Below are 25,234 nucleotides of genomic sequence, written 5' to 3'. Positions count from 1 at the left end.
TGTGTTTGAATATTATTTGGTAGCAGGTGCTGCGGAAGCGGCCTGCTCTTTTCTTTTTTGTATAAATTGTTGAAAGGCATTGTTTAACTCGCCCGGCTGAAACCGGCTTAGCTCAGAAGGAGCTACTGGTGCAGCTGCTAATTGTGCCGTGTAAAGTTGTTGCAGTGCAGCCACTATGTCAGAATGACTACTGCTTACATCTTCTTTTTCGGAAGGATCGTTCTCTATGTTATACAATAGCGGTGTTGCGTGTTGTTGCGGTGGCTGGGGCGAGTAGCCGCTATGGGTGCTGAAATGCGCTTTCCAGCTGCCTTTGCGTATGGCATACAGCTTATCCGAATCGTAGTAATAAATAATAGTTCTTACCGTATCGTTTTTGCCGGTAAGCACAGCGGTAATATCCACGCCGTCAATGGGTTTGTCGGCCGGAACGGTTGCGCCTGCCTGGTGCAGCAGGGTGGGCAATATGTCCAGGCTGCTGGTAATAGCAGTGCTTACGCGTGGGGGTATGGTGCCGGGCCACCAGGCTATGGCAGGCACACGGGTGCCGCCTTCCCAGGCTGAGGATTTGCCATCGCGCAGTAAACCTGCCGAGCCACCGTTTTCATGCTGGGTAAGCCAGGGACCGTTATCGCTTAAGAACAACACAAAGGTGTTGTTATCCAGTTTCAGCTCTTTCAGGGTTTTCACAATCTGGCCTACGCTCCAGTCAAACTCCTGCACTACATCACCATACTGTCCGCGTTTACTTTTACCTGCAAAAGCGGGCGATGCAAACAACGGCACGTGTGGTGCGTTGTTGGGGTAATACAGGAAGAAAGGTTTATCCTTATTGCTTTTGATAAAGTCAACAGCGGCGGTGGTATAGCGTTGTGTGAGCAAGCGTTGATCGGGATTTTCTTCTATTACTTTATTGCCTTTATACAGGGGCAGGGCCGGATAGGGGATGTGTGCCGCGTTGTTGGGCTCCATATCGTTAGAATACGGAATGCCAAAGTATTCGTCAAAGCCATAGTGGGTAGGTAAATAATCGGGCAGGCTGCCCAGGTGCCACTTGCCTACAATACCTGTATGATAGCCCTTTTGCTGTAAAGCCTTTGCAATGGTTATTTCGGTATGCGGCAACCCGGTGGCAGAGTGTGGGAAAAACACACCCAATCCGCCGGTAATGCCCGTGCGCACCGGTAACCGGCCGGTAAGCAATGCGGCACGGCTGGGTGAACATACACTGGCGGCTACGTAAAACTGTGTAAAGCGGGTGCCTTCCTGCGCCAGTTGATCCAGATAAGGGGTTTCTATAGTGGGATGTCCATAGCTACCTAAATCGCCGTAACCAAGATCATCTGCCAGAATAATAATAAAGTTAGGTGGCCGTTGCTTGCTTTGTGCGCTAACAGCGCTGGCTGTTACCAGTAGTAACAGCAGCGCAGATAGCATAGATGGGTATGGTTTGTAGTTGCTCATGTGCTATTATTTATCCCACCATAACCGGGGTGTTTGATAACCCGAACCGGAGGGAGTGTTTTTGTTTAATGATTGCTCGTTCTGCGGGTAAGGAATGCGGCGCGGAATAGCACCAGCCGGATTAGCGGCGCTGGTGGCATTCTGAGCCAACGGTATGGCCGGGAAACCAGTACGTCGGTAATCGGCCCATACCTCAGGCTGCAGGAACAAGGCAAGGTATTTTTGGGTGATAATAGTTTCGAGATCGGCAGCGTAGTTACCGGTAAGCGTGGCTTTGGCAGTGATATAAGCGGCTTGTTTCTGAGCCGTGGCATAGGGATCGCTGCTATTGCTGATAACCTTACTGAAAGAAGCTTTTACGGCTTCCTGTAAAGCGGTTTGTGCTGCCGGATCGGCCGGGTTGAGGATGATCCGGGCTTCTGCTTCCAGAAACTTTGCTTCGGCGTAGCTGGTGAACACTACAGGCGAGGTGGGGCTGCCGTAATAGCTGCCTATTACGGAATAGGCACCTGGTACACCGGCGGTACTGCCCTGGTATTTGCCACTACCGGTGGGGTAAGCGGTGGCATAATAAGCGCGGCGCGGATCAACATACGTGCCTTCGGGCGTAGTGTTGGCATCGGTAGCCTTATTGCCATTGAGCAGGTTTACGAAAGAAGCCCCCAGCCCAATCCAGCCGGGGCGATATGTGTTTTGCTGATAGTAGGGGTTGGCATTGGTGGCTGAAGAGCCGAACACTAGTTGCGCATCGCTGGCGTTGCTGGCAATGCCCCGCCAGGTGGTGCCGTTGTACAAATAAGATAATACTTTTTGTGCGGCGCCGGCAGCATCTGCTTTGCTCAGATGCAGGGCATATCGTGCTTTTAAGGTATAAGCGGTGGCTATCCATTTAGCTATGTTGCCACTGAATATTACATCGTCTGATGCCGGCACGGCACCCAGGTTAGCCGATTGCGGCTGAGACAGATCCAGTATCGCTGAATCCAGCTGCAGCTGCAATGCGGTGTAAATGCTTTCCTGGGTATCGTAGGAAGGGTTAGTAACATTATTGCCGTATAAGGATTGGGTATAAGGCACATCGCCAAATAAATCGGTTAAGGTGCCATAGCCATAACTGGTTAATATGCGTGCAATGCCACGGTAATAAGGCAGTGTTTGTGCAGTGGCTGTTTGCTGCACTACTTTTAATTCGTCTAATACGCTTACATACAGGTTGCCCCAGGTGGAATTGAAATAGCCGGGTGCAGTAGTGTAGTTATCAAACGATGCGGCATCGCCATTCGCGCCTGATAGCTGCTGAATGTAAATGCTGGAAATAATGCCATCATCCACGCCCAGGCTAAATGCCTGCGATACTTCTGCGCCGGTTAATACGGCACTGATGCTTACATCGCTGGACGAATTAGGGTTAACATTGGTTTTCTGTAAATCGCACGAGCTTACAGCCAGTAATCCGGCAGCTGCAAAGCTGTGTTTGATATAATGAAGAATATGCTTTTTCATGATGTACTGTTTACCGGTTAAAAGGTTACGTTTAATGCTGCGCCAAAACTGTGCGTGTTAGGAGTGGTCCAGAAATCGATACCGGAATAGTTGGTTAATCCCTGGCGTGTGCCCAAATCCGGATCACTGCCGGTATAGTTGGTTTTTAACAGGAAGTTGCGTGCAGTTACGGTAAAGCTGGCGGCAGATATTTTCAATGGTTTCAATATAGCCGGTGGTAAATCGTAAGTGAAGTTTACATCTTTCAATTTTAACCAGTACAGGTCATGCTCTATATACAGCCCCTGTACACTAAAAGTTTTGCGGTACCATGCCTGTGATAATACGGCCTGTGTGGCGTTAGGTGTGCCTTTGCTTTGGGTAACGCCTTCAAACACGGTAGTCTGGCCCCTGGTTTCCGTAGAAGCATCTACCCCGTTAAACACCATTTGCAGGCGGGGCGCATTAAAGATGTCAAACCCGAAGCGGCCATCCAGTAAGAAGGACAAAGTGAACGGTCCTGATTTAATTTCGTTGCGTAAGCCCAGGTTGAATTTCGGATTAGGATCACCAATTTTAGTAGCCACGGTATTGATAACAGGATAGCCGTAGTTGCTACTGCCGGGGTTGTCATCTATAATAGTTTGCCCGGCTGCGTTGCGTGCCACATCAATGCCATAGAATACGCCATAGGGTTGCCCGGCCTGGCCCCTGGCTTCCATCCAGATACCACCAAGACTTACATTGTCAATATCGTTGGTGATATAATTTACCTTGCTGCTATTTTTAGAGAACAGGGCGGTTGCGCTCCAGGTAAGCTTTCTGTTTCTTACAAAGTATTGTTGTAAAGATGCTTCCAGGCCGCGGTTTACAATGTTGCCGGCATTGATAAGGGTGTTGTAAGCGCCGGTGGAGTAAGGCAGTGACACGGGAATGATCTGGTCTTTACTGCTATTGTGGTAATAGGTTACGTCCAGCACGGTGTTGCTTTTAAAGAAGTGCAGTTCGGTGCCTATTTCCCAGGTGCTTATTCTTTCCGGTTTCAGGTTGGCATTGCCAATGGTGCTGTTTAAGCTAAGGCCTTGCTGACCATTAAATGGAAAACTGAGGGCACTTTGAATCCAGCCGGATATGCTGGTGGGCGTGTAGTAGGTTAATAAGGAATAGGGATCGGCATCATTACCTACCTGTGCATAGGTAGCGCGCAGTTTACCAAAATTAAACGTGTTGGTTTTTAAGCCTAATGCATCTGTAAAAATGAAGCTGGTGTTTACAGAAGGATAGAAGAACGCGTTTTTTCCTTTGGCAAGGGTAGAGGTCCATTCGTTACGGCCTGTTAATTCCAGGAACAGCCACTTTCGGTAATCCAGCTTTACATCGGCATAACCGGCTACCAGTTTTTTATTGATGGTTTGGTTGGTCACCTGTACCGAAGATGCGTTGGATATATTAAAGTTGCCGGGAACGGTTAAGCCATCTCCACGGGTGTTTACCTGGTTTTTATACGATGCGTAATAGTTATAGCCGGCTACCAGGCCCAGGTGTAAGTCTTCGGAGAGTTTATGCTGGGAGGTTACTAACAGGTCGAGGTTGTTATCGCGGCGGGAAAACAGGATATCATTAATAGTGCCTGTGGCTACGCCGGAGGTTCCACGGCTGAAAGCACCTTTGCGGTTGTCGGTATAATAATCAACGCCATAGCGTGCAGTGGCTTTCAGCCAGCTGTTCACATCGTAGTTGGCTTCGGCAAAGGTGATAAAGCGGTTGGTTTCATCCGATTGGGGGTTCATATTCAAACTCCAGTATGGGTTATCCCATCCAATACCATTGGCATAAGAGCGACTATCGCCCCAGGGTTTGGCAGCAGTAGCGGGTAGCTTGTATGCTTCGGGGTGCTTCCAGGCTTCTGCATAGCCATTGGTAATGTCAAAGTTATCGGGAGAGTTAATGAGCGCACGCATTACATTGGTGTTAAAGCCGCCCATTAAAGCGCGGTTATGTGCGCCGTCCTGTATATAGTTGATGCCACCGGCAAACTTTAGTTTATCTGTGGCGGAGAAATCGCCATTGAAGCGGAAGGTTTGGCGGTAGAAATCAGTAGTAGGAATAATGCCGGTTTGCTTGAGGTTGCCATAGGATAAGTAATAACCTGCGTTGCCGGTATTGCCATAGAGACTAATGTTATGGTCTTTGGTGTAACCGGTAACAAAGAAGTTGTCAATGTTATTGTAATGGTTCACTGGTTTGCCATTACTCAGGGGATTGCTTTTACCTACTATTACGCCGTTTTTATCAAAATTGCTGGTCTGATCACTATAAGTAAGTGTGTCCAGCAATGCGCCCCAGTTTTCGTCCGATCCGGTGGTGCCAGGTAAAATATAACTGCCCCCTAAACCATTGGAGAATTTGTGCTGGCGGGGTTGTATGCGGCGGTTTTTATTGTCAACGGTAAACGAGCCGCTGTAGCTTACCACAAACTTTTTCTGGGTGAGTGCGCTACCTCTTTTGGTGTTAATAACCACAGCGCCGTTAGAAGCGCGGATGCCATAGAGCGCTGCAGCTGCGGGGCCTTTGAGTATGGTAAGGCTGGCTACATCCGAACCATTAATGTCAATGCCACGGTTAGAAGGGGTGGCTAAGGAGTTGCCATTGGTGATGTTGCTGCGCAAGTCCTGTATAGAGTTATCTACGGGAATACCATCGAGGATAAACAGCGGGGAGTTGTTGCCCAACAACGAGCTGTTGCCCCTTATTTTAATACTGGAAGAGCCGCCGGGCGAGCCGCCGCTGTTGTTAATTTGCACGCCGGTAACCTTGCCCTGCAAGGCGGCTACCAGATTGGTTTCGCGGCTTTGCACCAGGTCTTTACCCTTTACTTCGGCTACACTGTAGCCCAGGGCTTTGGTGTTGCGTTTAATACCTACTGCGGTTACTACTACTTCATTTAAATCATCTGCTTTTTCCTGCAGGCCTATTTCTGTATACTTATCCGTAACTGTTACTTCCAGGCGATTGTAGCCTATATAACTAATTACCAATGTTACCGGCAACCGTTGCCCGGTTAAAAAACTAAACTGGCCTTCGCTGCCTGTTACAACTTCGTGTGTGGTTCCGGTAATATGCACCGTAGCGCCCGATAGGGGCGTTTTGGTTTTATCGTCCACTACTTTTCCGCTGAAAGCTATATTCTGCACCTGTTGTGCGTTAGCAGAAAGCCAAAAAAGCAGCTGCGGAAGGAGGATGCTAAAAGAAAGTACCTTCTTCATTATCTTTGTTTTGGTAATTAATAAAATGAGATGTCCATGCAGCTGTTGAACAGCGGCTGGAATGCTTCGCCAAGAAGACTTGTTTTATTTGCCTGGCCGGAGCTGCTGTAACAGTATCCGGCCTTTGTTTTTAATTATACTATGATAAGGCACCCTCAGGTACTATTCTGATACTTTTGCATGGCAATGACGAATTTGGTATTGGTGAAAAATGTAAGGGCAGAATAAGGGAAGAATGGCTGCAATACAAATCAACAGCAGCAGCAGTGGATGCTACAACAACAGTAATGAATATCTTCTCTCGCAGTAAACATTGCTGGTTCTCTATTTTGGTACACAATATTAGGGAATATTTACAAGTCTACAAAATAAGTGGGTTAAATATTCTTTCGCCAGTGTTTTAAAGGGTTTGGCTCATTACTTAATTAATTCTTTTACAAATACTAAGGAGTGTTGGCGGGGCGGGGCAGGGTATTTTGCCCTAGTGCGGTTATATTTGTTTAGCAAGTATATCATATGAGTTATACCTGCTTAGATATTGCCAATTAGAAAATAAACCAGATACCAGCAACTATGGGTATGCTTCCACTGAAAAAACTAGCCGCTGTAACTGCCCTGTTGGGCGGCAGCTTCTGCGCCGAAGCGCAGGATAGCACTAACGATCAACACAAAAAGCCACAGCTTTTAAAAGACGGGAAAATATGGCTGAATGAAGATGGCAGCAACTATTTTAAGTTTACCCTATTAACACAGGTGTGGGTGCGCAACACCGATGTAAACCCCGGCAGCACAGTAAATGGTTATGCCAAAAGTAATATTACAGATATAGGTATTCGCCGTGCCCGCATGCAGGCGTTTGGGCAAATTGCCGACCGGGTGTTTATCTATACACAGGTAGGCATGAACAACTATAGCTATACGGCTGATAGAAAGGCAGGCTTTTTTATTCATGATGTTACCGGCGAGTATGAAGTCGTGCGCAAGAAATTATCATTAGGGGCGGGCTTAACTGCGTGGAACGGGCTTACGCGTTATGCATCGCCTTCGGTAGGTTCTATTATGGGTTTGGATGCCCCTTTGTTTGAACAGACTACCAATGATGTAACCGACCAGTTTTTAAGAAAGCTGAGCATCTATGCCAAGGGTAAGCTGGGTAGGCTGGATTATCGCCTGGTGATGAGCGACCCTATGAACGTTACCAAAAGCGCCGGCTATTCTTCGGCTATCAGCAGTATCTCTAACTTTTCGCCCATGCCTGCCAATATGCAGTTTCAGGGCTATTTGCAATGGCAGTTTTTAGACCCCGAAGGCAATACAACGCCTTATGCCACCGGCACATACCTGGGAACTAAAAAGGTATTTAATATAGGAGCCGGTTTTCAATACCAGAAAAATGCAATGTGGCACCAGGGAGCAACTGGCGATACCGTCTCCACAGATCTGAAGCATTTTGCAGTAGATGTGTATTACGATGCACCTGTTAATAAAGAGAAAGGATCGGCTATCAGTGCCTACGGTACGTTTATCAATTTTGATCATGGCCCGGGTTATCTGCGCAACCAGGCTACCATGAACCCGGCTACCGGTTCTAACACCCCGGCTGTTATCAATGGCTCAGGAAATGGATATCCTTCTTTTGGTACGGGTAATTTACTGTATGCACAGGTAGGATATAAATTCAATAATAACCTGGTGGGGAATACTACGTTTATGCCTTATGCCAGCATACAACACGCCAGCTATGAAAGACTGGATAAAGCCATGAATTACTGGGAAGCAGGCGTTAACTGGTTACTAAAGGGCCATACTTCCAAACTGACGTTTACTTATCAGAACAGACCCATTTATGAGCAACAAACTGCCGGGAATGCTACGCTTACCGGGCATAAAGGGGCGTTTGTGATGCAATACCAGGTGTTTTTGCAGTGATTTCTAAATAATAGAAAAGGATGAGAAAACAGGTGAATTCAGATTTTTAAAGATGTAAATATCTTTGGATGTATCATGAAGTAAACTCTTTAGGGAAGCCAACTCTCTCAATTCTTTTTTTGGCTTGTGCCGCTTTTTTGACAAAGAAAGGGTCATTGCCATAATCAGCTATTGAATTGGCCGGCTTTCCTTTAGAAGGAAGGATACTAGCGGTAATGTTTTTTGATTTATCTCGCTGTTTCATAAAAGCTATTGAGATTAGTTGTAAAGTTACTAAATTTTAGATTTGGTTCTCCGGCGAAGCCAAAATGCAACATATTCTACATTTTTTTTTATAAGGTTCCAGTGTGTCATCGTCTTTAATTCCAAAAATTTCAAAATGGGGCACAATTTCGTTCCATAGTCGTGTAATCCCCATTCTATATTTTCTTGTTCTTGATGGAGAACTGCCTTCTGCATAAATAAGTGTGTCAGGAAAGCGGCTTGTGAAGTCGACAACTATTGCTGCAACAGTAGCCAGAACTTTTTCGGTGTCGGAGTTATTGGTAATAACCATGTCATTCATCTTATGATCTTCTTTAAGATCGCCAAACGCAAGATTGTAGTATCTGATGTTATTAACTTTGTCTGCTTGAAATCGTACAATCTTCTTAATGTATCCTTTGGGACCTTCACTAAAAAACTCATAGTCTAGGTAAGAAGGTGCAGTTTCATAGTCGTATCAATCAAGATTCATCTTTCATATTTTGGCTTTTTAAAAATAAAGTCTTACTTCATACAATGCTGTGTGCATTAAGTATAAATTAAAATGCGATATGTTCGCGTAGGTATTATGCAAAATCATCATCAGAAATTATTGTCGCTGCTGGAATCATTGGTGCGTTTGGATGCGTCTGATAAAGAAATGGTGATACAGTATTTTGAGCCGGTGCAGTATAAGGCAGGTGAGTTGTTGGTGAAACCCGGTGGCATAGCCCATTATATGTACTTTATTAATGAAGGGTATTTGCGTACTTATTCGCTGGCAGATGCTACAGAAATAACACATCATATCAATTGCCCCATGGGCTTTATCACGGCCTATAGCAGTTACACTACACGTCAGCCTTCTGTAGAATACCTGCATTGCATTACCGATTGTGAACTGTTGCGTATTGCTTCGGAGCAGTTGACCGCTTTGTTTCAGCAGAATGCAGCGTGGGCCGAAGCGGGGCGCATAATTAATGAACGGGTGGTAACGTATAATGAAAAACGATCGCGCGATCTGGTAGGTAAAACGGCGGAACAACGCTACCGGGATGTAATAGAATCTCATCCTGATTATCTGCAAAACGTTCCCTTACAATACATCGCTTCTTTTATTGGTGTAAAGCCGGAATCGCTGAGCCGCATACGGCGGGGAATTATGAAATAGGGAGTTTATCCCAGTTGTTTCCTAACCTATGTTAGAAATAACCTGTCTGTTCTGTAGCAGTTTTGTATCTGTAAAACATACAGATATGCAAACAATAAAAGGCAAAACAGCATTGGTTACAGGGGCTTCATCAGGCATAGGAAAGGCATTGGCTTACCAACTGGCCCAGCAGGGCGCTAACCTGGTAATTACAGCCAGATCGGTGAATAAGCTGGAGATTATAGCAACAAGTATCCGCGAAAAATGCAAGGTAACAGTAGAGGTGATCACGGCAGACTTAAGCCTGCCGGATGCTGCTAAAGATTTGGTGAATGCAATAGCTGGCAAGGGCATTGGTATTGACATACTGGTGAATAATGCAGGCTTTGGTAAGTGGGCGCCTTTTCTTCGGGAGGAGGAGAGTACTTATATGCAGATGATACAGTTAAACATCAGCGCGCTGGTGCAGCTTTCGTGGCTGTTGTTACCTGGCATGTTGAAGCGGGGTAGTGGTGGGGTGATTAATATAGCTTCTACGGGCGCTTTTCAGCCCTGTTCGTACATTGCTGTGTACTGCGCCAGTAAAGCATTTGTACTTAGTTTCTCCGAAGCTTTATATGGCGAGTATAAAAGTAAAGGGATAACGGTTACGGCAGTGTGCCCCGGTAATACGCAAACCGAATTTGCCACTACGGCTAATGCGCAAACAGAAGGAATGGCTTTTGCATCGGCAGAAGCCGTGGCCAAAGAGAGTTTGCAGGCTTTTATAAAAGAAAAGAATTATATAGTAACCGGGGGAGTAGGGAATTATATCCAGTCTTTGTCTGCACGCTTCCTGCCGCGTAAAACCATGATCAATATAGTGGCTGGTATGTTTAGTAAAAGAGTGGGAGCGGCTTAGGTGTTTTTTGATGTCAGCTGGCCGGCATTGGAAATTTGTGCTGGCTGGCATGTCAGGAAGAAAGGCATGTTACTATTCTGGAAGGGAAGAAGACAATTATAGATCAGATGGTTGTTTGGCGGTGCTCAAACAGTTTTTTTCGGGAGTAAATAGTAAATACGGGTGCGTGTATGTTCTGCTCGATCGAACGGCTGTTCTGCCTGGCTTAATCAATTGTTTGCTCCATTCAACGGATCAGAACATTTATTCACCTGTAAGTTTGTTTTTTGGGGTATTACCATCTCAAAAATGCTCGGGAAAGAGTAGGCGTTGCCAGGCATGTTTGTTCCGGTGATAGGAATGTGGGGTGTTTTTTAAACTACAAACGCTCCAACCTTCCGGCAGAGCGTTTGTATGTAAATATCTTCTATCTAACGTTATTTATTCTATGGTTCCATTGTCAGTTCCACAATAGAGCCTTGTGCGTCTAAGGTAAAAGCTATCAGGTAGTCTGTTACATCTTTACCAATGGTGTAGTCGAACAGCACAAAACGTTCGGCATCTTCCGGAAAAAAGCCTACTCTTTTCAGATGTACCAGCGAGAGTAATTGCTTTTCTTTGGGTAAAGAGGGATCTGTTTCAGACAGCAGATCGGCCAGGGTTTCGGGTTCTACCGATTCCAAATGCTGATCGATATACTTTTTTACGCTACCGCCATTTTCATAATCCGTTAATATGGCCTGGTGGTTGGCCTGGTGTAGTGCTGGTAAATCTTCCAGTAGTTTCTGGATGATCTGGGCGGTGGGGTCGGCAATAGATGTTTCGTCAAAACTTAAATCCATATCTACTGTTCGGCCATCCAGCTCAATTGTTCCGGCATAATACTCTTCCAGGTCATCAAGATCCAACTGGTTAAAAACAGGTAATTGGAATGAACGCATATCTTAGGCTATTTCACTTTATGAGTAAAAATAGCCTAAGATTATCTGTTAAAAAATAAAATCTGTGCTTAAAAAGCCGGAATCGTGGTTTTTAACAATCTCGTTAATCAGCTTTTTATTCGTGTCGTTGGCCTTGGTGGTAACCAATGAGCGTATCGAAAATGCCCTCAATGCATCGGCAATGGAAAGGGTGCCTTCTGCACTGTCTTTGCGGCCGGTGAACGGATAGGCGTCTGGTCCGCGTTGGCTAAGGCTGTTAATGTTTACGCGGCTTACCAGGTTTACGAACGGATCAATGAGCGAAGCTACTTCTTTGGCATCGTTGCTGAAAATGCTTACCTGCATGCCGTGTGAAGAATTGATCTGGTAATCGATAGGCTCCTGGATAGACTCGAACGGCACCACCGGCAGCACCGGGCCAAACTGTTCTTCGTGATATAGGCGCATGCTGTCGTTTACCGGGTATACCACTGCCGGAAATACAAAGGAAGATGCGGTGGCGCCACCGTTTTCGTTCACTACGGCTGCACCTTTGGCGGTAGCATCCTGTATTACCTCATTTAGGTAAGTGGGCTTGTCGGCTTCGGTAACCGGGGTAATTTGTACGCCGGGCTCCCAAGGCATACCGTATTTCAGTTTGCTTACAGCGGTGTTCAGTTGCTGTAAAAACGCATCGGCTACGCTTTTGTGCACGAATATGATTTTAATAGCGGTACAGCGTTGTCCGTTAAAAGATAAAGAACCCAGGATAATTTCGCTTACGGCAACGGCCAGATCGGCATGCTGGGTTACGATAGCTGCGTTTTTGGCATCCAGGCTTAACACGGCGCGCAGGCGGTTGATTTTGGGGTGACGCTTTTTTAAATCGTTGGCCACCTTGCTGGAGCCGATGAAGGCCAGCACATCTACTTTACCGCTTTGCATTACGGGTGGGGTAATTACTGCACCACGACCATAAATGGTGTTTACTACGCCTTTGGGAAATGACTCCTGGAAAGCACGCAGCAAATAAGAGTGCAGCAGCACGCCGTGTTTGGGCGCTTTAAACAGGATGGTATTGCCCATAATAAGGGCGGGTATTAAAGTGGTAAAAGTTTCGTTGAGCGGGTAGTTGAAGGGGCCCATAGATAACACTACACCCAGGGGCGAGCGTCTTATTTGTGCTACTACACCTTCTTTAATTTCGAAGCGGGAGCTTTGGCGGTCGGTATCTTTTAACGCATCAATAGTAGCATTGATATATTCTACGGTGCGGTCGAACTCTTTGGCAGAGTCGGTATACGATTTGGCAATTTCCCACATCAGCAGTTTTATCACCTCTTCGCGTTGTTTAATCATTTTGTACACGAAGTTTTCCATGCAGGCAATGCGTCCGCTTACACTCATGGTGGGCCATTCGCCCTGGCCATTGTTGTAGGCTGCTACGGCTGCATCCAACGCTTCCATCGCTTCTTTTTCTGTGCCCAGGGGGTAGCTACCCAACAGTTTTCTTTTCAGTTCGCCGTTTTCCAATGTATACACGGGCGAATACACTTCCTGTACGGGGCCATCCCAGATTTTAATTTCACCGCCTACCAGGTATTCGCGCTGGTGCAGTGGGGTAACTTTAAATTGCTCCGGTACTTTACTTTCTTCAACAAACAACGCCGATAACGAATCGGCAAATTGGGCTGTTGTGCTCATGGTTTAATCATTTATGCTATAGAATATGAATTGGCGGGAGAATATGTTAAGTTAACACATTAAATGATACTATCACACAACTAAGGTAACAGGGGCTGGCAGGTGAGGCAAGGTATATATAGGAGTATTGCTTGTATAATTGAATGCCGGTGCTAACTTGCCGTAAAGAAACAATCGTATGGCAAAGGTGCAGTTAGTGCAGGAGGACCTGGATTTTTTGAAAGCTTTACACAAGAATAACAACCGGGAATGGTTTACAGATAATAAAGACCGGTATACAGCGGCCCAGCAACGGGTGGAGGTGTTTGCTGAAGCGTTGTTGCAGCAATTGCAGCTGCATGATGTAATTGAAACCTTATCAGGCAAAAAGAGTATGCACCGTATTTACCGGGATATCCGTTTCTCTTCCGATAAAACGCCTTATAAATGTAACTGGAGCGGCGGCTTTAAACGGGCTACCAGGTCGCGGCGCGGCGGTTATTATTATCATATTGAGCCGGGTAATAAAAGTGAAGTGGTGGGCGGCTTTTGGGCGCCCAATGCGCCGGATTTAAAGCGCATTCGTGATGAGGTGGCTTTTGATGCAGCACCGCTTCGCAAAATTCTTCAAAGCAAAACCTTTGTGGCCAACTTTGGCACTTTGCAGGGCGAGCAACTGAAAACTGCGCCTAAAGGGTTTGACAAGGATAGTGAAGGAGTAGATCTGCTGCGGTATAAACAATTTTTGCTGCGCCGGACTTTTACGGATGAAGAAGTGCTGAGCCCTTCGTTTGTGAAACTGGTGTCGGACACTTTCAAAAACATGCGCCCGTTTTTTGATTATATGAGTGAGGTGTTAACTACCGATATGAATGGTATTGCGCTGTAACAGGGTAAGCGGTAGCGATGCCATTAATTATGGTAACTTTATAGCTCCATGAAAACGAGAGAAAAAAGGGATGTGGATGTGGTGGTGGTAGGGGCGGGGCCTAACGGGCTGGCTGCTGCTATTACCCTGCAGCAGGCAGGCTTGCAGGTGTTGCTGATAGAAGGTAAGGACACTATTGGCGGCGGTATGCGTTCGGCATCGTTTACCTTACCCGGTTTTGTGCATGACGTTTGTTCTGCCGTGCATCCGTTGGCTGCGGCTTCGCCTTTTTTTCAAACGCTTCCTTTAACTTCTTTTGGCCTGGAATGGCTATATCCTGAAATTGCGGCTGCACATCCTTTTGATAACGGTATGGCGGCTGCCTTATATGCTTCGGTGGGGGAAACTGCTGCACAGGCAGGTAAAGACACGGATGCTTATAATAAGCTAATGCAACCGCTGGCCAACAAATGGGATAAACTGTTGCCGGCTTTGCTGGGGCCTTTTGACCTTTCTCATGCATTTACGCTTTCCGGTTTTGGTTTATCTGCTTTGCAATCGGCTTATGGCCTGGCATCCAGACATTTTCAAACGCCTGTAATGCGTGGCCTGATGGCAGGTATGGCAGCACATTGCATACAGCCATTGACCAATAAAGCCACTGCTGCGGTGGCATTGGTATTGTTGCTGAGCGGACATGGTAAGGGCTGGCCTATACCTAAAGGCGGATCACAACAACTGGCTAATGCGCTGGCGGGGTATTTTCAGTCGCTGGGCGGTACCATTGAAACAGGGCTGATGGTGCAATCGTTAAGCCAGCTGCCTTCCAGCCATGCAGTGTTGCTGGATGTTACACCCCAACAGTTATTGCGTATTGCAGGGCATCAACTCTCGCCCTTGTATCGTTGGCAGTTAGAGCGCTACCGGTATGGAATGGGTGTATTTAAAATGGACTGGGCTATTGAGGGCGCTGTGCCTTTTGTGGCAGAAGCCTGCCGTAAAGCCGGTACGGTGCATATAGGCAATACCATGGAGGAAATTACTGCGGCCGAGCTGCAAACCTGGAAGGGAAGGCATGTGGATGTGCCTTTTGTATTACTGGCGCAGCCGGGCGTATGTGACGCTTCGCGTGCGCCGGAAGGGCGGCAAAGTGTGTGGGGATATTGTCATGTGCCGGCAGGTTCTGCCCGGGATATGACGGAAGCCGTAGAGCGGCAGGTAGAGCGTTTTGCACCAGGGTTTCGCGACCAGATACTGGACAGGCATGTAATGAGTGCGTTGGATATGGAACAGTATAACCCTAACTATATAGGTGGAGATATTGGCGGTGGGGTGCAGGACATTGGACAGTTGTTTACACGCCCTGCCTTACGTCTTTCACCTTATCGCACCAGTGCCAAGGGCATTTATATTTGCTCTTCTTCAACGCCGCCGGGTGGCGGGGTGCATGGTATGTGTGGGTATTATGCGGCGCAACGGGCTTTGAAAGATGTGTTTCTGTAACAAAAACGCTCCTGCAAAAGCTTTTGCAGGAGCGTTTTTGTTTTATCTTTTACCTCTGGCTACCATCCATGATTGCAGCCCCACAGAAGCCATTACAAAGAATAAGCCTACGTAAAACGAGAAGTTGATTTCCTTGCTTTCATTAAAGAACAGGAACGCCATAATAATAGCATAAATGGGTTCCAGATTAAAGCTGAGGTTTACGGTAAAGGCAGGTATCTTTTTCAATACTTCGGCAAACAGTACATACAAACCTACTGTACAGAATAACGACAGCAACAACAGGTAAATGGTATCCTGTGTACCAGGCAGCAGGCTGGTTACCGGGAAGAAGTGCAGGTATACCGGCAACAGCATACCAAGCCCTGCAGTGCCCCCGAACATCTGGTAAAAGTTGATGAGTTTGCTGTCGTAATGCTGTACCAGCCGCTCATTGAAAATGGTGTACAGCGCAGCGAAAGAAGAGGATATAACGCCCAATGCAATGCCCAGTTTATAAGATGCATCAAAATGGAAAATAAGGCTGATGCCCAGCAGGGTTAACGCACTTAACAGTAATTCTGATAACTTGAATTTTGATCTGTCTATCAACGGCTTGAACACCGCAGTGAAAAAGCTGGTGAGACAATAACAAACCACCCCGATGGAAATGTTGCTGTATTTAATGCTGCCGTAAAAGAATATCCAGTGTATGGTGATGATCATGCCCACGGCAGCAATACGTAGCTTCTCTTTCAGTGTAATACGGGTGCTTACTTTAAACAGCTTTAATGCCAGAAAGAGTATAATAGTAGAAAAGAAAACACGGTACCAGGTAAGTAATCCTTCGTTTAAAGAGATCAGTTTGCCAAAAACACCTGTAAAACCAGCCAGTAACACCGCGCAGTGTAGTAATAGATATGATTTTTTCATAAAAAGTATCTGCCTGTTCCCGTGAACAAGACGCTATAGGATGAATTATTTAGTTGAAAGAGAAGCATAGCAAAATGGCCGGCAGAGTTACCGGAACTATACTTCTTTACTGAGTGGAAGAAATACTAAGGCGCTGGTGGCGATATGTGGCCGTTTCTTTTCATACTTATTGTGTAGTGTATTCAAATATAGGGAAAAATGAACAGTTTACAAAGCACAACCCAGCCGGTAATGCACCAGGCTGGCCAGGTATTTACAAGGCTCATATATTGCTTTATTGAAAGCTGGGTTACGGCTTACCATGTGTTGAAGGCTGGTGCCGTTTCTTCCTCCGTTTTTGTCAAAGCCTTTTATCTTAATATAATCTCCATCCAATACCATTTCGCGCTCGCTATGAGGTTGCATACCCCAGAAATCAGCATAATTTATTAGTGACGTAAACTTATCCCAGTTTTTCTGTGTGAGTTGTAGTGAGACTTCTTTTTCCACTTGAAAAGAAGGGTGGCTATAATTGGCCCGGTAAATCACTGCGTGCAGGTGGATAGAACACTCTTTTTTGAAAATGGTGAAATAAAAATCCTCATAGCAGAATGATGTATAGTAAAATAACTGGTACGCTTCCTCTGCCTGTAGTTTTTCCCAATCAGGATGTTTGGGTAAGTAAGGAGGGAAACTGTCGCCTGTTAGCTCCTTTTGCCATGCAATATTGTTCATGGCTTTTTGTAGAGAAGGTGTGTCGTTGGTATAATAGGCTTTTAAAAAAGAAAAATCATAGTTGCTTAATTCTGAATAGTGCGGTGTTTGTGAAATGTGGTCTATATACGCTTTTAAGGCAGAATCTCTGTAAGGTTGTTTGGGGCTGGGTGGTGTATGAGATGAGCAGGATAAAAATAAGAATAAACAGGCAGTATATAAAATGTGTTTGGGTTGCATACCTGGTAGCAGTTTAGTGGTTGTTTGCAATATATTTATTTATAGTGTTTAATGGTGAGATATAAGAAAATTAATACTGGAGAACTGCAAGTGTTATATAAAAAAAGCCTGTGCCTATTTTATAAGCACAGGCTTTGAAATAATGTATAAATGTTTTAATTGGCTGCTTCTTTATGTTGGGCTTTTGTGCCATTGGGGAAGCGTGTGAGAATGAGCTGGTCTACCGCTTCTGCTTTAGCATTATCGCCTGCCAGCTCGCGGTAGGCTTTACTTACCATTCGCATTTCTTTTTCTGTAACATCGGGTAAGCTACAAATGTAATTTGCTTCTACGGGTAAAGATGTAGCAAACCGTGCGCTATCCACTTCCTGGAGTATAGCCATGGCATAATAGAAAATACGCCTTCTGCTTTCGGGATGATGTTCTATTTCGCTTTTCATCCACATACGGCTTACTTCGGGTTTGATATAGGCCGAGTCTTCTGCAATTTTAGGCACCAGTCCTTTGTTGATTAAAAGAGGGGTACGCAAAGCGCCCCATGCGGCAGAGGAGGTGCTTACCACCTGGCCATTTTTAGTGCTGCAAAGGATAGCATACGTGAACTTGCCGCCCCTGTCTGTTTTGCCGCCGGCGCTAAGAACGGGCACTATCAACGCTGTGCCTTCGGGCAGGTAAATACGGCTGATGTAGCCGGTGTCGGTGAGGTGTAAGGATAAATCATGTTTTTCCCACTCATCGTTCCTGTAAAAGTAAATAACGCCGGTAACGGGCGACAAGCCTTTTAGCAGGGTATACTCCGGCTGGTATTGGAATGTGACGGTATCGCCAACAATGGGCCTTTGGGGGTAATATTCATGAGGGTTTTGTGCGGTGGCACTCACTACCATAAGCATGGCCACAAGCAGACATCCGAATTGGTTCATAACGGGATCATTTTACCTGCAAGACAGGGGGAGGGCATTATTTTACCCCACGGGAATGTGTTAAAATGCCGGAAAGGTGTTTTTGGGGTTGGTGGGGTGTCAGGCAGTTTTTGAAAAAAAACAGCAATTTTTTATTGAAACCAAATAGTTGCGCGTATGTTTGCAACCGAATAGTTTCTTAAGAAAATTCAATTCCATGAGAAGAGATGTTTTTCAGGCGATAGCTGACCCAACCCGCAGAGCCATTATTGCGTTAATAGCAGTGCAGGCTATGACACCCAATGCTATTGCGGAGCATTTCGATACCACACGACAAGCGGTATCCAAGCATTTGCGCATTCTTGCTGAGTGCGAGCTGGTAAAGCAGCAGCCCCAGGGAAGAGAAATTTATTACCAACTGGAACTGGAGAAAATGAAAGAGGTTGATAAGTGGCTGGAGCAATTCAGGCAGATGTGGGAAAGCCGCTTTGCGCAACTGGATCAATTGTTAGACACTATTAAAAAGAAAAAATAATGAAACACAATTTGCAATTCGACTTTATTGCAGATAAGGTAAAGAATACCTTGACTGTTAGACGTGAGTTTTTAGCCGGCAGGCAGTTGGTGTGGGATTGTTATACTCAACAGGAACTGCTGAATCAATGGTTTGCTCCCAAGCCGTTCACCACCAAAACAAAGTCGTTCAATTTTAGCGAAGGTGGTCACTGGCATTATGCCATGGTGGAGCCTAATGGTACAGAGTATTGGGGCTGGACCGATTACCTGACTATCAGGCCTATTGATTATTATACCTCTTTGGATGCGTTTACCAATGAAGCCGGTGACATTAATACAGATTTGCCACGTGCTGAGTGGGTGGTAACATTTACTGACAAGGGTGAAAATACTTTGGTAGAAACAGTAGTTACCTATAAATCGTTATCCGACCTGGAAACAGTGATAAACATGGGTATGGAGCAAGGAATGATAGCTACCCTGGAAAAACTGGATGAGTTATTATTAACTATAAAGCAATAATCATGAGCAATACCATAACGGTGAGCGCCATAGTGCATGCAGATAGCAAAAAGGTATGGGATTATTATAATAATCCTGAGCATATTACGCAATGGAATTTTGCAGATCCTTCGTGGCATTGCCCTTCCGCTTCTAACGATATGCGTGTGGGTGGAAAATATGTAGCCCGGATGGAAGCCAAAGATGGCAGCTTTGGCTTTGATCTGGAAGCTACTTACAATGCAGTGGCAGAAGGAGAAAGTTTTACTTATGCCATGCCCAATGGCAGGCAGGTAACGGTTGTGTTTCAGCAGAAAGGTAACGCTACCGAGGTAGATGTAACATTTGATCCGGAAACGGAGAACCCTTTAGAAATGCAAAGGAATGGCTGGCAGGCGATATTGAATAGCTTTAAGCGGTATACAGAAACGCATTAAGTCATAACCTCGTTTCTTGCACTTTATATAAAAAGCCCTTGACAGTAATGTTCCGGGGCTTTTTTGTGCGTATCTGTGAATCTGTACCTGTAATGCGAGGAATAATAAAATAAAATCAGTAATATAGAATGTGGGAATGAAATGGGACTGAAAATCTTACCTCTATGAATGCGAACGGGAAACATCGAGTTACGGCTGCGGGGCTGTTGATTGCCCTGGGTGTTATTTATGGCGACATAGGTACCTCGCCTTTGTATGTGCTGTCTGCTATTATAAAAGGAAAAACCATTACACAAGAACTGGTGCTGGGTTCGTTATCGCTGGTGATATGGACACTTACGCTGCAAACTACTGTGAAATATGTGCTGATGATTTTAAGGGCCGATAACCACGGGGAGGGTGGCATTTTTGCTTTGTATGCTCTGATAAGGCGGCGGCGTAAGTGGCTGGTGATACCTGCTATGATTGGTGGGGCTTCGCTGCTGGCTGATGGAATGATTACGCCACCTATGTCGGTAACCTCTGCTATTGAAGGGCTGCGCAATATCCCGGCATTGCATGCTATTACAGATAGTGCTATTGTGGGCATAGTGCTGGCTATTATTGTGGTGTTGTTTTTTGTGCAGCAGTTTGGATCGGGTTCTATTGGTAAGTTGTTTGGCCCGGTAATGTTTGTTTGGTTTTCTATGTTGGCGGTGTTGGGCGTGAACCATCTGGCAGATTACCTTGGTGTGTTTAAGGCTTTTAATCCCTGGTATGGCCTGCAGTTACTGGTGTATTATCCGCAAGGATTCTGGATTATGGGAGGTGTGTTTTTATGTACTACCGGGGCCGAAGCCTTGTATTCCGATCTGGGACATTGCGGATTAGCTAATATTCGCATGTCGTGGATATTTGTGAAAACCTGTTTAATACTCAATTACCTGGGGCAGGGTGCCTGGTTGCTATCGCACATGCAAGGCACTTTTATCACGGAAACAATCATCGAAAGCGGTTTTAATCCTTTTTATAGCGTAATGCCACATTGGTTTTTAATGGCGGGTATTGTTATTGCGGCCACGGCGGCCATTATTGCCAGCCAAGCGTTGATAAGCGGTTCTTTTACACTCATAAGCGAAGCCATGCGGTTGAACCTTTGGCCTAAAATGACCATTAAATATCCGTCGGAAGTAAGAGGGCAATTGTATTTGCCGGGTATTAACTGGCTGCTACTGGTGGGTTGTTGTGGAGTAGTGCTTCATTTTCGTAAATCCAGTAATATGGATGCGGCATACGGACTGGCTATTACCCTGTGCATGCTGGCCACTACTATCCTGTTTGCTAATTTTCTGGTTATCCGGCGGATAAAGGCTTCTATTATTTATGTTTTTTTGGCGGTATATCTTACTATTGACATCACTTTTCTGGTGGCCAACCTGGCTAAGTTTAAAGAGGGTGGTTATATAGCCTTGCTGGTGGCTGGTGTGCTGTATATAGTGATGTATGTGTGGTTCAGGGCCCGCAAAATTAAAAACCGTTACCTGGAATTTGAAAAGCTGGAACCGCATGTTCCCTTACTGGGCGAGTTAAGCAGTGATAACTCGGTAGCTAAATATGCCACGCACCTGGTATATCTTACCAGTGCCGATAATCCGCGTGAGATAGAACGTAAAATTGTGTTTTCCATATTCAGGCGACAGCCTAAGCGAGCCGATATATACTGGTTTGTGCATGTAGATACCCTGGACGAGCCTTATACGGTGGAATATCAGGTAAAGCATATACTGGTGAATGATGTGATACGTATAGACTTCCGGCTGGGCTTTCGCATACAACCAAGGTTAGATCTTATGTTTAGAAAAGTGGTAAAAGAGCTGGTGGCTAACCATGAAGTAAATGTGAAAAGTCGTTACGAAAGCCTGGAAAAGAAACATGTAACCGGTGATTTCACTTTTATTGTTACCGAGAAGTACCTCAGCAGTGACCGGGGGTTGAGCTATATAGAGCGTGTGGTAATGAAATTGTATTTCTGGCTGAAAGATATGAGTGTGTCGGAAGAGCGGGCTTTTGGGCTGGAAGCCAGTAATGTGCTGGTTGAAAGAACGCCGTTGGATGCTAATATTAATATGGTGCGGCAGATAGGAATTAAGCGGGTGTATCCTGATGTGGAGGAGGAATAGTTCTATACTTGCAATCTCGTACTTTTATCCCTGTATGGACAGATTAAGGCAACATATTGAACAGATCACTCCTTTAACCAACGAGGAGTTTGAGTATGTGAAAACGTTTTTCTCTCTGAAAAAAGTACGGAAAAATCAATACCTGGTGCATGAGGGGGATGAGGTGAAATATGAATACCTGGTTTTGTCGGGCATTTATAAAGTGTTTTATGTGGATGAGCAGGGTAAAGAATCGATTGTTCAGTTTGCACAGGAAAACTGGTGGATGAGTGATTACTATGCGTTTTTTAAGCAAAAGAATGCAGGAATGTTTATTGAGTGCATGGAAGCAGGAGAAGTGCTATGCTCTACACTGGAAGCGAGAGAAAAACTGTCGGCCGACCTGCACAAAATGGAGCATTTTTTCAGGGTGAAGTTAACCAATGGTTATGTGGCTTTACAGCAGCGGGTAAAGCTACTGCTATCCAGTACGCCACAGCAACGGTATGAAGCATTTTCTCACCTGTATCCTGATTTGATTCAGCGCATTCCTAAAAAGTTTATTGCAGAGTATTTAGGCGTGAGCCGGGAAACGTTGAGCAGGTTATATTCTGCTAGTAAATAGCCGTTTTTAGCTAGCTACGTCTCCAGATGACCAGGTTGCAGCTTAATGCAATCACTAATATGTTTTCATTGCAGGAAAATCCATATGTTCTTAGCTCGCATGCCCCGTCTCTATCAGTAAATATTGGGAGAGGAGAGTTGGGATGTTTGATATAGATATTTTTGACAGGATATTTTCCGTCGTAAGCGTCTTCGTGGTATATATGCCAGTTATCTTTCGTTGTTTTAGTTAAATAATGTTCCCCATACATGCCTGTTATTTTGATGGTAGTATCATTTTCAGTTCCGAAGCCAGGAACGGAACTGTCTGCTTCCTGAAAGAAGGTATACCAGTCTTCATTGTCACGAAAAAGTTTTTCGCCGGTGACAGCGCTAATAATTCCCCGGCCCTGGTTCGACAATACAATGATGTTGCCGGATTGAGCGAAACCAATATTTTCTAAGCCGCCTATAGCTATGGTGGTAAGATGTTGCCACATAATATATTACAAGGTTTAAAGCTGTTTGCAAGGTAATATGAGAACGGGGAATTACTCTTATTTTTTACGGTATTGAAAAGTGTGATCGTAATCACACTTTAATAGTGATTTGGCTCCTTCTGCGGGGGCAGGTGGTGATGGTAATTTTGACTTATCAAAGCACACAAAATTGCTTAACCACTAAAAAGTATAAATATGAAAAAGCGCATTTTAATCATCGTTTCTAACGCTAACGTTATTGGCTCTCACAATAGAAGAACCGGTACCTTTTTACCAGAAGTAGCCCACCCTTATGCGGAGTTTGACAAAGCGGGTTACACGATTGACTTTGCCAGTTTAACCGGCGATACTCCTTACCTGGATGCCCTGAACCTGGCAGATGACCCTGATAACCTGAAATTTTTAACCGGTAAAGGCTGGGCGGATATGCAAAAGGCTGCGAAGCTGGCTGATGTGGATGTAAGCACTTACAATGCTGTTTTTGTACCAGGCGGACTGGCTCCAATGGTAGACATGCCCGAAGCGCCACTGTTGAAGAAAGTGATTGCGGAAACCTACGAACGCAACGCAGTGGTAGGTGCGGTGTGTCATGGTCCGGTGTCACTGCTGAATGTGCAGTTAAGCGACGGCAGTTATCTGGTAAATGGCAAGAACATTGCTTCTTTTACTACAGAGGAAGAAGATAATTACGCCCGTGCCGATGTGCCTTTTGATTTGCAAACCGCATTAACCAAACAAGGTGCTATTTTTCACGCTGCTGCTCCGTGGAGTGCCAACAGCATTACAGATGGTAATTTAGTGACCGGACAAAATCCGGCATCTGCCAAAGGCGTAGGTGAAAAGATAGTGGCCATTCTGGAAAACAAATAAAAGATAGTTATGATTACGATACCCGTTTATACCTTTGCCAAATGGCAGGTGAAAGAAGGACAATTAGATACCGTGTTGGGGTTGCTGGCAGAAGTAGGGCAGAAAAGTGCGGCAGAGAAAGGGAATTTGTTTTACAAGGTGCATCAGAGTAATACAGACGCCAATACCTTGGTTTTGTTTGAAGGTTATGTGGATGAGGAAGCGGTGCAGGAACACAGGAATGCACCTTATTTTCAAAATATTGTTGTGGGGCAGATTGTGCCGTTGTTGGAAAGCAGGGAGGTGATTTTAGCTTCAGAAGTGTTGTTTTAGAGGAAGTAGGGGGAGAGAAGTAACAAGGCTTCGGGTAGTTATACCAGAAGCCTTGTTGTTGTATAATAATTGAATTGCAGTAAAGGGGGCTTTTAGAAGAAACATTCTTTCTTCTAATTGTGTACCAGTGCCTTAGCTTTTTTGTTTAGGTATTTTAGTACAATCCACAGGGGTGAATTCTAAAGAAAAGCTACTGGTATCTTTTAATATTTCTCTGCCTGTTTTAGCATCGTACTGGTAAGGCTGTTGCAGCACATTGCCATCTTTAAATTTCAATACTACTGGTAATGTGTCCTGCTGTCCTTCCTGAATATAGCTCCAGGTGGCTGTAACAGTCTTGTCTTTCATTGCGCCTGCCAGCGTGCCGCGGCGGGCATCTTTTTGAAAAGGCATTTCTACCAGTTCGCCGGTTACATTGCTGCCATCTATTATCAGGTGAACTGTGAAGGTATCCTGACGCAATGGGCCCGCATATCGTTGAAAACATAAGGATATGGGTGCTTTGGCTGAGTCGGCAGTAGTGATAGATGCGGAATCTTTTGATGTGCCGTTGCCGGGGTTGTTATTGCATGCGGTTAGGCCTGCAATAAGAAGTGCTGTATAGCCTATCTTTTTTATCATAGAGTAATTGTTTATGTGGGATTTTAATCAATAAGTATACCAGTAGGGGATAGATATAATAAGTGTAGTTGTTAGATAAAATAGAGACTAGTCTAAAGTAACTACAGATTCTATTCCGTTTGCATGTAATACCGATGATAATTCTGTCAACCTTTCTTTGTCTCCTTTATCTATAAGGGATGCATTACTTTCTTTTAATTGTTTGATATCCGCAAAAGATAGGTTTAGGGAGTTTTTCAGTTTGTATATATTATGAACATTATTGAACGAGAAGTTAACAAGCCGTAGTTTCCAGGTGTTTCGTTCCTCTGCATACAATTTTATCATGGTTTCGAGGTGAAAGGATGTGCCAAAGGTTGATATGCTGCCGTCTGTTTTGGAGATGAAAAAAGGAGCGTTGCCACAAATGCCATATTTCAATGTATCTCCGGTTTCCAGTAATTTTTTGGATGTATAAGAAAATATCCAGGCATCAATTATTTCAGTAACTTCTGAGATGACTAATAAATCGTCGTCCGTTCCTGTAAAATTGCCTTGTTGAAGCTTTTGCTCAGCTATTTGCCGGGCCTGTTCAAGAGATAGCATTGTAATGATTTCAAAT

The 25,234-nt window shown here is 45.1% G+C and carries 24 protein-coding genes and 1 pseudogene; 12 read left to right on the top strand and 13 right to left on the bottom strand.

The features are described 5' to 3' along the window. Positions 1-12: 12 nt before the first annotated feature. From FLA_RS15850 to FLA_RS15840, 3 genes are read right to left on the bottom strand one after another with little or no spacing between them, the layout of a single operon-like run. Entirely contained in the window at positions 13-1,437 is a 1,425-nt protein-coding gene (locus tag FLA_RS15850; RefSeq protein WP_076377638.1) for a sulfatase family protein, read from the bottom strand. Between the two features lie 33 nt (positions 1,438-1,470). Beyond that, positions 1,471-2,967, bottom strand: a complete 1,497-nt coding sequence (locus FLA_RS15845) for a SusD/RagB family nutrient-binding outer membrane lipoprotein (RefSeq protein ID WP_076377640.1) — start codon at positions 2,965-2,967, stop codon at positions 1,471-1,473. A 17-nt stretch (positions 2,968-2,984) separates the two neighbouring features. Continuing rightward, on the bottom strand, positions 2,985-6,212 hold the full coding sequence (locus FLA_RS15840; protein WP_076377642.1) for a SusC/RagA family TonB-linked outer membrane protein: 3,228 nt from the start codon (positions 6,210-6,212) through the stop codon (positions 2,985-2,987). A gap of 573 nt (positions 6,213-6,785) precedes the next feature. On the opposite strand from FLA_RS15840, the gene FLA_RS15835 reads away from it, so the two are divergent. Beyond that, positions 6,786-8,141 (top strand): hypothetical protein, encoded by a 1,356-nt coding sequence (locus FLA_RS15835; protein ID WP_096511071.1) that lies wholly within the window; start codon positions 6,786-6,788, stop codon positions 8,139-8,141. Positions 8,142-8,214: 73 nt separating this feature from the next. On the opposite strand, the gene FLA_RS31500 is transcribed toward FLA_RS15835, so the two are convergent. Further along, positions 8,215-8,385 (bottom strand): hypothetical protein, encoded by a 171-nt coding sequence (locus FLA_RS31500; RefSeq protein WP_159445073.1) that lies wholly within the window; start codon positions 8,383-8,385, stop codon positions 8,215-8,217. Positions 8,386-8,421: 36 nt separating this feature from the next. Then, a pseudogene (locus tag FLA_RS32075) lies at positions 8,422-8,802 on the bottom strand (DUF6934 family protein); the annotation flags it as partial. Between the two features lie 147 nt (positions 8,803-8,949). On the opposite strand from FLA_RS32075, the gene FLA_RS15825 reads away from it, so the two are divergent. Further along, on the top strand, positions 8,950-9,555 hold the full coding sequence (locus tag FLA_RS15825; RefSeq protein ID WP_084206121.1) for a Crp/Fnr family transcriptional regulator: 606 nt from the start codon (positions 8,950-8,952) through the stop codon (positions 9,553-9,555). Between the two features lie 85 nt (positions 9,556-9,640). Beyond that, positions 9,641-10,435 carry an SDR family NAD(P)-dependent oxidoreductase gene (locus FLA_RS15820; RefSeq protein WP_076378434.1) on the top strand — a complete coding sequence of 265 codons (795 nt, stop codon included), beginning with the start codon at positions 9,641-9,643 and terminating at the stop codon, positions 10,433-10,435. A gap of 425 nt (positions 10,436-10,860) precedes the next feature. On the opposite strand, the gene FLA_RS15815 is transcribed toward FLA_RS15820, so the two are convergent. Together FLA_RS15815 and FLA_RS15810 are read right to left on the bottom strand one after the other, a co-directional pair. Beyond that, positions 10,861-11,355 (bottom strand): DUF2004 domain-containing protein, encoded by a 495-nt coding sequence (locus tag FLA_RS15815; protein WP_076377646.1) that lies wholly within the window; start codon positions 11,353-11,355, stop codon positions 10,861-10,863. Between the two features lie 48 nt (positions 11,356-11,403). Next, the gene (locus tag FLA_RS15810; protein WP_076377648.1) at positions 11,404-13,038 is read right to left on the bottom strand and encodes an NADP-dependent glyceraldehyde-3-phosphate dehydrogenase; all 1,635 of its coding nucleotides are present in this window, start codon (positions 13,036-13,038) and stop codon (positions 11,404-11,406) included. A 178-nt stretch (positions 13,039-13,216) separates the two neighbouring features. On the opposite strand from FLA_RS15810, the gene FLA_RS15805 reads away from it, so the two are divergent. Both FLA_RS15805 and FLA_RS15800 read left to right on the top strand, forming a co-directional pair. Then, positions 13,217-13,906 (top strand): DUF2461 domain-containing protein, encoded by a 690-nt coding sequence (locus FLA_RS15805; RefSeq protein ID WP_076377650.1) that lies wholly within the window; start codon positions 13,217-13,219, stop codon positions 13,904-13,906. 48 nt (positions 13,907-13,954) lie between these two features. Then, the gene (locus tag FLA_RS15800; RefSeq protein WP_076377652.1) at positions 13,955-15,388 is read left to right on the top strand and encodes a phytoene desaturase family protein; all 1,434 of its coding nucleotides are present in this window, start codon (positions 13,955-13,957) and stop codon (positions 15,386-15,388) included. Between the two features lie 42 nt (positions 15,389-15,430). On the opposite strand, the gene FLA_RS15795 is transcribed toward FLA_RS15800, so the two are convergent. From FLA_RS15795 to FLA_RS15785, 3 genes are all read right to left on the bottom strand, one after another. Then, positions 15,431-16,300: a DMT family transporter gene (locus FLA_RS15795; RefSeq protein WP_076377654.1), complete on the bottom strand. Its 870-nt coding sequence runs from the start codon at positions 16,298-16,300 to the stop codon at positions 15,431-15,433. A 207-nt stretch (positions 16,301-16,507) separates the two neighbouring features. Then, entirely contained in the window at positions 16,508-17,233 is a 726-nt protein-coding gene (locus tag FLA_RS15790; RefSeq protein ID WP_076377656.1) for a hypothetical protein, read from the bottom strand. A gap of 155 nt (positions 17,234-17,388) precedes the next feature. Beyond that, entirely contained in the window at positions 17,389-18,156 is a 768-nt protein-coding gene (locus tag FLA_RS15785) for a hypothetical protein (protein ID WP_076377658.1), read from the bottom strand. Positions 18,157-18,352: 196 nt separating this feature from the next. Here FLA_RS15785 and FLA_RS15780 point away from each other — a divergent pair, with 196 nt between their 5' ends. The 5 genes from FLA_RS15780 (at position 18,353) to FLA_RS15760 (ending at position 22,352) form a co-directional block, all read left to right on the top strand. After that, a complete protein-coding gene (locus FLA_RS15780; RefSeq protein ID WP_076377660.1) occupies positions 18,353-18,670 on the top strand; it encodes an ArsR/SmtB family transcription factor in 318 nt (105 codons plus the stop codon). Beyond that, a complete protein-coding gene (locus tag FLA_RS15775; protein WP_076377662.1) occupies positions 18,670-19,173 on the top strand; it encodes an SRPBCC family protein in 504 nt (167 codons plus the stop codon). The genes FLA_RS15780 and FLA_RS15775 overlap by 1 nt, the downstream gene beginning before the upstream one ends. A 2-nt stretch (positions 19,174-19,175) precedes the next feature. Beyond that, complete coding sequence (locus FLA_RS15770) at positions 19,176-19,589, top strand: SRPBCC family protein (protein WP_076377664.1); 414 nt, start codon at positions 19,176-19,178, stop codon at positions 19,587-19,589. A gap of 164 nt (positions 19,590-19,753) precedes the next feature. Further along, entirely contained in the window at positions 19,754-21,748 is a 1,995-nt protein-coding gene (locus FLA_RS15765; protein ID WP_076377666.1) for a KUP/HAK/KT family potassium transporter, read from the top strand. Between the two features lie 34 nt (positions 21,749-21,782). Beyond that, positions 21,783-22,352 carry a Crp/Fnr family transcriptional regulator gene (locus tag FLA_RS15760; protein ID WP_076377668.1) on the top strand — a complete coding sequence of 190 codons (570 nt, stop codon included), beginning with the start codon at positions 21,783-21,785 and terminating at the stop codon, positions 22,350-22,352. A 10-nt stretch (positions 22,353-22,362) separates the two neighbouring features. Here FLA_RS15760 and FLA_RS15755 read toward each other — a convergent pair whose 3' ends face one another. Further along, a complete protein-coding gene (locus FLA_RS15755) occupies positions 22,363-22,830 on the bottom strand; it encodes a hypothetical protein (RefSeq protein ID WP_076377670.1) in 468 nt (155 codons plus the stop codon). 195 nt (positions 22,831-23,025) lie between these two features. Between FLA_RS15755 and FLA_RS15750 the strand changes: the two genes are divergently transcribed. Both FLA_RS15750 and FLA_RS15745 read left to right on the top strand, forming a co-directional pair. Next, positions 23,026-23,700 carry a type 1 glutamine amidotransferase domain-containing protein gene (locus FLA_RS15750; RefSeq protein WP_076377672.1) on the top strand — a complete coding sequence of 225 codons (675 nt, stop codon included), beginning with the start codon at positions 23,026-23,028 and terminating at the stop codon, positions 23,698-23,700. Between the two features lie 9 nt (positions 23,701-23,709). Continuing rightward, a complete protein-coding gene (locus FLA_RS15745) occupies positions 23,710-24,012 on the top strand; it encodes a putative quinol monooxygenase (RefSeq protein WP_076377674.1) in 303 nt (100 codons plus the stop codon). Between the two features lie 132 nt (positions 24,013-24,144). Here the strand turns inward: FLA_RS15745 and FLA_RS15740 are convergent, their stop codons facing one another. Continuing rightward, positions 24,145-24,633, bottom strand: a complete 489-nt coding sequence (locus FLA_RS15740) for a hypothetical protein (protein WP_076377676.1) — start codon at positions 24,631-24,633, stop codon at positions 24,145-24,147. A gap of 87 nt (positions 24,634-24,720) precedes the next feature. Next, positions 24,721-25,218: a YrhB domain-containing protein gene (locus FLA_RS15735; protein WP_076377678.1), complete on the bottom strand. Its 498-nt coding sequence runs from the start codon at positions 25,216-25,218 to the stop codon at positions 24,721-24,723. Positions 25,219-25,234: the final 16 nt, after the last annotated feature.

The sequence above is a fragment of the Filimonas lacunae genome (genome assembly GCF_002355595.1).
Lineage (GTDB): Bacteria > Bacteroidota > Bacteroidia > Chitinophagales > Chitinophagaceae > Filimonas > Filimonas lacunae.
This window is presented reverse-complemented; position numbering and strand designations above follow the sequence as displayed.

Excerpts from the sequence above, each read along its gene's own strand:
- FLA_RS15850 (WP_076377638.1), bottom strand. The coding sequence starts at position 1,437 with ATGCTATCTGCGCTGCTGTTACTACTGGTAACAGCCAGCGCTGTTAGC.
- FLA_RS15845 (WP_076377640.1), bottom strand. The coding sequence starts at position 2,967 with ATGAAAAAGCATATTCTTCATTATATCAAACACAGCTTTGCAGCTGCC.
- FLA_RS15840 (WP_076377642.1), bottom strand. The coding sequence starts at position 6,212 with ATGAAGAAGGTACTTTCTTTTAGCATCCTCCTTCCGCAGCTGCTTTTT.
- FLA_RS15835 (WP_096511071.1), top strand. The coding sequence starts at position 6,786 with ATGGGTATGCTTCCACTGAAAAAACTAGCCGCTGTAACTGCCCTGTTG.
- FLA_RS31500 (WP_159445073.1), bottom strand. The coding sequence starts at position 8,385 with ATGAAACAGCGAGATAAATCAAAAAACATTACCGCTAGTATCCTTCCT.
- FLA_RS15825 (WP_084206121.1), top strand. The coding sequence starts at position 8,950 with ATGCGATATGTTCGCGTAGGTATTATGCAAAATCATCATCAGAAATTA.
- FLA_RS15820 (WP_076378434.1), top strand. The coding sequence starts at position 9,641 with ATGCAAACAATAAAAGGCAAAACAGCATTGGTTACAGGGGCTTCATCA.
- FLA_RS15815 (WP_076377646.1), bottom strand. The coding sequence starts at position 11,355 with ATGCGTTCATTCCAATTACCTGTTTTTAACCAGTTGGATCTTGATGAC.
- FLA_RS15810 (WP_076377648.1), bottom strand. The coding sequence starts at position 13,038 with ATGAGCACAACAGCCCAATTTGCCGATTCGTTATCGGCGTTGTTTGTT.
- FLA_RS15805 (WP_076377650.1), top strand. The coding sequence starts at position 13,217 with ATGGCAAAGGTGCAGTTAGTGCAGGAGGACCTGGATTTTTTGAAAGCT.
- FLA_RS15800 (WP_076377652.1), top strand. The coding sequence starts at position 13,955 with ATGAAAACGAGAGAAAAAAGGGATGTGGATGTGGTGGTGGTAGGGGCG.
- FLA_RS15795 (WP_076377654.1), bottom strand. The coding sequence starts at position 16,300 with ATGAAAAAATCATATCTATTACTACACTGCGCGGTGTTACTGGCTGGT.
- FLA_RS15790 (WP_076377656.1), bottom strand. The coding sequence starts at position 17,233 with ATGCAACCCAAACACATTTTATATACTGCCTGTTTATTCTTATTTTTA.
- FLA_RS15785 (WP_076377658.1), bottom strand. The coding sequence starts at position 18,156 with ATGAACCAATTCGGATGTCTGCTTGTGGCCATGCTTATGGTAGTGAGT.
- FLA_RS15780 (WP_076377660.1), top strand. The coding sequence starts at position 18,353 with ATGAGAAGAGATGTTTTTCAGGCGATAGCTGACCCAACCCGCAGAGCC.
- FLA_RS15775 (WP_076377662.1), top strand. The coding sequence starts at position 18,670 with ATGAAACACAATTTGCAATTCGACTTTATTGCAGATAAGGTAAAGAAT.
- FLA_RS15770 (WP_076377664.1), top strand. The coding sequence starts at position 19,176 with ATGAGCAATACCATAACGGTGAGCGCCATAGTGCATGCAGATAGCAAA.
- FLA_RS15765 (WP_076377666.1), top strand. The coding sequence starts at position 19,754 with ATGAATGCGAACGGGAAACATCGAGTTACGGCTGCGGGGCTGTTGATT.
- FLA_RS15760 (WP_076377668.1), top strand. The coding sequence starts at position 21,783 with ATGGACAGATTAAGGCAACATATTGAACAGATCACTCCTTTAACCAAC.
- FLA_RS15755 (WP_076377670.1), bottom strand. The coding sequence starts at position 22,830 with ATGTGGCAACATCTTACCACCATAGCTATAGGCGGCTTAGAAAATATT.
- FLA_RS15750 (WP_076377672.1), top strand. The coding sequence starts at position 23,026 with ATGAAAAAGCGCATTTTAATCATCGTTTCTAACGCTAACGTTATTGGC.
- FLA_RS15745 (WP_076377674.1), top strand. The coding sequence starts at position 23,710 with ATGATTACGATACCCGTTTATACCTTTGCCAAATGGCAGGTGAAAGAA.
- FLA_RS15740 (WP_076377676.1), bottom strand. The coding sequence starts at position 24,633 with ATGATAAAAAAGATAGGCTATACAGCACTTCTTATTGCAGGCCTAACC.
- FLA_RS15735 (WP_076377678.1), bottom strand. The coding sequence starts at position 25,218 with ATGCTATCTCTTGAACAGGCCCGGCAAATAGCTGAGCAAAAGCTTCAA.